The organism is Streptomyces capoamus (assembly GCF_014654935.1).
Lineage (GTDB): Bacteria > Actinomycetota > Actinomycetes > Streptomycetales > Streptomycetaceae > Streptomyces > Streptomyces capoamus.
Genome location: NZ_BNBF01000017.1, coordinates 203,593 through 207,455 on the forward strand (window position 1 = coordinate 203,593; position 3,863 = coordinate 207,455).

Sequence of the window (3,863 nt, forward strand, 5' to 3'; positions counted from 1 at the left end):
GTGCTCGCGCTCGTCGGGGATGCCGTCGGGGTCGGCGGTGTCGACGAGGGCGGTCCAGCGTTCGCCGAAGGATCCGTCGGGGAGACGGAAGACGACCGGCTCCCAGTAGCCGTTGACGAGCAGCAGGAACGAGTCGTCGGTCATGCGCCGGCCGTAGGGGTCCCGCTCGGCGATGGCGTCGCCGTTGAGGAACGCACCGACCGAGTGCGCGTCGCCGCGCTGCCAGTCCCGGCCGGTCATCTCGCGGGCGTCGGGCCTGAGCCACATCAGGTCGGGCAGCGGCTGCTCGGCGTTGGTCGCGGTCTCGCCGCGGAAGAAGCGCCGCCGGCGCAGCACCGGGTGTGCGGCGCGCAGCGCGATCAGGTGCCGGGTGAACTCGGCGAGGCCGCGCTGTCCGTCGGTGAGGTCCCAGTCCACCCAGGAGATCTCGTTGTCCTGGCAGTAGGCGTTGTTGTTGCCGCGCTGGGTGCGGCCGAGTTCGTCGCCGTGGCACAGCATGGGGATGCCCTGCGAGAGCAGCAGGGTGGCCAGCAGGTTGCGCTGCTGGCGGGCGCGGAGTTCGAGGACGGCCGGGTCGTCGGTCTCGCCCTCGGCCCCGCAGTTCCAGGACCGGTTGTTGCTCTCGCCGTCGCGGTTGTCCTCGCCGTTGGCCTCGTTGTGCTTGTCGTTGTACGACACCAGGTCGCGCAGGGTGAACCCGTCGTGCGCGGTGACGAAGTTGACGCTCGCGCGCGGTCGGCGCCGGCTGTGCTGGTAGATGTCGGAGGAGCCGGTGAGCCGGGAGGCGAACTCGCCGAGCGAGCCGGGCTCGGCCCGCCAGAAGTCCCGCACGGCGTCGCGGTACTTGCCGTTCCACTCCGACCACAGCGGAGGGAAGTTGCCCACCTGGTAGCCGCCCTCGCCCACGTCCCAGGGCTCGGCGATCAGCTTGACCCGGCTGATCACCGGGTCCTGCTGGATCAGGTCGAAGAACGCCGACAGCCGGTCCACCTCGTGGAACTGCCGGGCCAGGGTGGCCGCGAGGTCGAAGCGGAAGCCGTCGACGTGCATCTCGGTGACCCAGTACCGCAGCGAGTCCATGATCAGCTGCAGCACGTAGGGGTGGCGCATCAGCAGGCTGTTGCCGGTGCCCGTGGTGTCGTAGTAGTGCGCCCAGTCACCGTCGACCAGGCGGTAGTACGAGGCGTTGTCGATGCCCCGGAAGGACAGGGTGGGGCCCCGTTCGTTGCCTTCGGCGGTGTGGTTGTAGACCACGTCCAGGATGACTTCGAGGCCGGCCGCGTGCAGCGCCTTCACCATGGCCTTGAACTCGTTGACCTGCTGGCCGCGGGTGCCGAAGGCGGCGTAGGCGTTGTGCGGGGCGAAGAAGCCGATGGTGTTGTAGCCCCAGTAGTTGGACAGGCCCCGGTCCTGCAGCACGCCGTCCTGGACGAACTGGTGCACCGGCATCAGCTCGACGGCACTCACGCCGAGCGAGGTGAGGTGGTCGGTGACAGCGGGGTGCGCGAGGCCGGCGTAGGTGCCGCGGAGCCGCCGCGGGACGTCCGGGTGGGTCATGGTGAGGCCGCGGACGTGGGCCTCGTAGATCACCGAGTCGGTGTACGACGTCCGGGGCGGGCGGTCGTCGCCCCAGTCGAAGAAGGGGTCGGTGACCACGCCCAGCATGGAGTGCCCGGCGCTGTCGGCCGGGGCCGGCCCGTCCGGGGCGCGTTCGTACAGCGAGGCGTGGTTGTCGATCTGGCCGTCCACGGCCCGGGCGTAGGGGTCGAGCAGCAGCTTGGCCGGGTTGCAGCGGTGGCCGAGCGCCGGCTGCCAGGGTCCGTGCACCCGGTAGCCGTAGCGCTGGCCGGGGCCGATACCGGGCAGGTAGGCGTGCCACACGAAGCCGTCGACCTCGTGCAGCCGGACGGGCGTCAGGGCGCCGGCGTCGTCCACCAGGATCAGCTCGACGCGCTCGGCGACCTCGCTGAACAGGGCGAAGTTGGTGCCCTGTCCGTCGAACACGGCGCCCAACGGGTAGGGGTGCCCGCTCCACACGGGCACCCCTGCGCGGGACGTACGGGCGGTCACCGGCGGCCCTCGAGGGCGTCGTCCGCGGCGTGTGCCGGCGCGGCCAGCACGGCCACGGCCTCCTCGCGCGGCACCCGGAGCCCTTCCCGCAGGGCGGGGAAGGGGGCGACGGGTACCAGCGGGACCCGCTGGCCGGCCCGGGCGCGCTGCGAGAACCAGATGATCTTGCTGCCGGTGTCCGAGGCGCAGCAGCCCCAGCCGTCGCTCATGGCGGCGATGTCCGCCAGACAGGACCGCAGGTCCGTGTCCGGGCGCAGATCGGGGTCGTCGTCACCGAAGGCGGTGATGAGGTGCTGGCCGTTCCACCACATCTCGATGGAGGTGTGCTTGTCCTTCGCGTGCTCGTCGATCGCCCGCAGCAGCAGTTCGGCGCCGCGGCAGACGGGGGCCACCAGGTTGTCGAGGTCCCAGTGGCGGAGGTGGGCGGCCAGGATGCGGCTGACCTGTCCCACCCGTTCCGGGCTGACTTCCACGTCGAGGTGGTAGTAGCAGGGCACTGCGGTCTTCATCGTCGCTAGCTCCTCACCGGCGAAGCTCTCGCTCCCCTCGCCCGTCCGGGAGGGATCCCGGACACCCAGCGTGAGCGTTGATCGCTTCTGAGTCACTTCCACGGTGAGGGCACTACGCCATTCGTGCAACACGAGCCACCGACACCCCAATCGGTTGAAGCTCCAACAAGACGCTGCGTCGTCGCGCGTGCACCATAAGTGAAAGCCTCGATCGCCGTAACGGTGCCGCGCCCTCCCCTGCGCGGACACCACCCGACCGTCGGGAACGCGCCCAGTCGAGAGCGTGGAAGGTGAATGAGGGCCATGCTGCTACCCGCCAAGGCCGAAGTGGCCCGGCAGTTGCGGCGTTACCGGGCGTGGGAGCGCGTCTTGCTCGCCTCGCCCTACGACCGCACGGTCCGGGCCACCTTCGAGGACTCGGGTTACACGCTGTGCGTGTTGATGGGCAAGCGCTGCGCCCGCGAGGCCGCGGACGCCGCCGAGCGCTACCTGCGCACCAACCTGGTCACCTACCTGCGCGAGCAGGACGGACGGCCCCAGCCGCGTCGGGCGGCCAGAAGAGCGCCGCCACCGGAGCGGCGTTCCACGGCGCCAAGCCCCTGACCTGGCACCGTACAAGGCGTTCCTCTCGGGACCGGCGCACGCCGGCCCGATCCCTGGATCGCGGAGCCGGGCCGGGTGCCCGGCTCCGCGCACGGCGGAGGTGAGATACATGCGCAGGACCCCGGCCATCGGCCGTGTACCGGTACGCGACGTCCGGCCGGCCGTGGAGTGCGGCAGGCGCCCGGCGAAGGCGGTGACCGGGGAGACCTTCGAGGTCACGGCCACCGTGTTCCGCGAAGGGCACGACGCCGTCGGCGCGAACGTGGTCCTGCGCGATCCCCGGGGCCGCCGCGGCCCCTGGACACCGATGCGGGAGCTGTCCCCGGGCAGCGACCGCTGGGGTGCCGAGGTCACCCCGGACTCGACCGGCCGCTGGACCTTCCGCGTGGAGACCTGGAGCCATCCGCTGGCGACGTGGCGGCACACCGCGTCCGTGAAGGTGCCGGCCGGGATCGACACGGGCCTGGTGCTGGAGGAGGGCGCCGAGCTGTACGAGCGGGCCGCCGCCGGGGTGCCCAAGGGCCCCGAGCGCCAACTGGTGCTGGCCGCCGCGCAGGCCCTCGGCGACGACTCCCTGTCGGTGCACGACCGGCTGAAGGCCGCGCTGGCGCCGGAGGTGGAGGCGGTGCTGGCCCGTCATCCGCTGCGGGAGCTGGTCACCGCGTCGGACGCGATGCCGCT

At 71.6% G+C, this 3,863-nt stretch carries 4 protein-coding genes; 2 read left to right on the top strand and 2 right to left on the bottom strand.

Features of this window, described 5'->3' with window-relative positions; genetic code table 11:
* Both glgX and IE312_RS25720 read right to left on the bottom strand, forming a co-directional pair.
* Positions 1-2,070: glycogen debranching protein GlgX (glgX, locus tag IE312_RS25715; protein WP_229900419.1), on the bottom strand; the 2,070-nt coding region annotated here is incomplete at its 3' end.
* Positions 2,067-2,579, bottom strand: a complete 513-nt coding sequence (locus IE312_RS25720) for a pep a2 (RefSeq protein WP_189984695.1) — start codon at positions 2,577-2,579, stop codon at positions 2,067-2,069. The genes glgX and IE312_RS25720, both read right to left, overlap by 4 nt.
* A gap of 303 nt (positions 2,580-2,882) precedes the next feature.
* Here IE312_RS25720 and IE312_RS25725 point away from each other — a divergent pair, with 303 nt between their 5' ends.
* Both IE312_RS25725 and IE312_RS25730 read left to right on the top strand, forming a co-directional pair.
* Positions 2,883-3,182, top strand: a complete 300-nt coding sequence (locus IE312_RS25725; RefSeq protein ID WP_189984696.1) for a DUF5133 domain-containing protein — start codon at positions 2,883-2,885, stop codon at positions 3,180-3,182.
* A 109-nt stretch (positions 3,183-3,291) separates the two neighbouring features.
* Positions 3,292-3,863, top strand: a 572-nt coding sequence (locus tag IE312_RS25730; RefSeq protein WP_189984697.1) for a maltotransferase domain-containing protein, incomplete at its 3' end; no start/stop codon positions are given.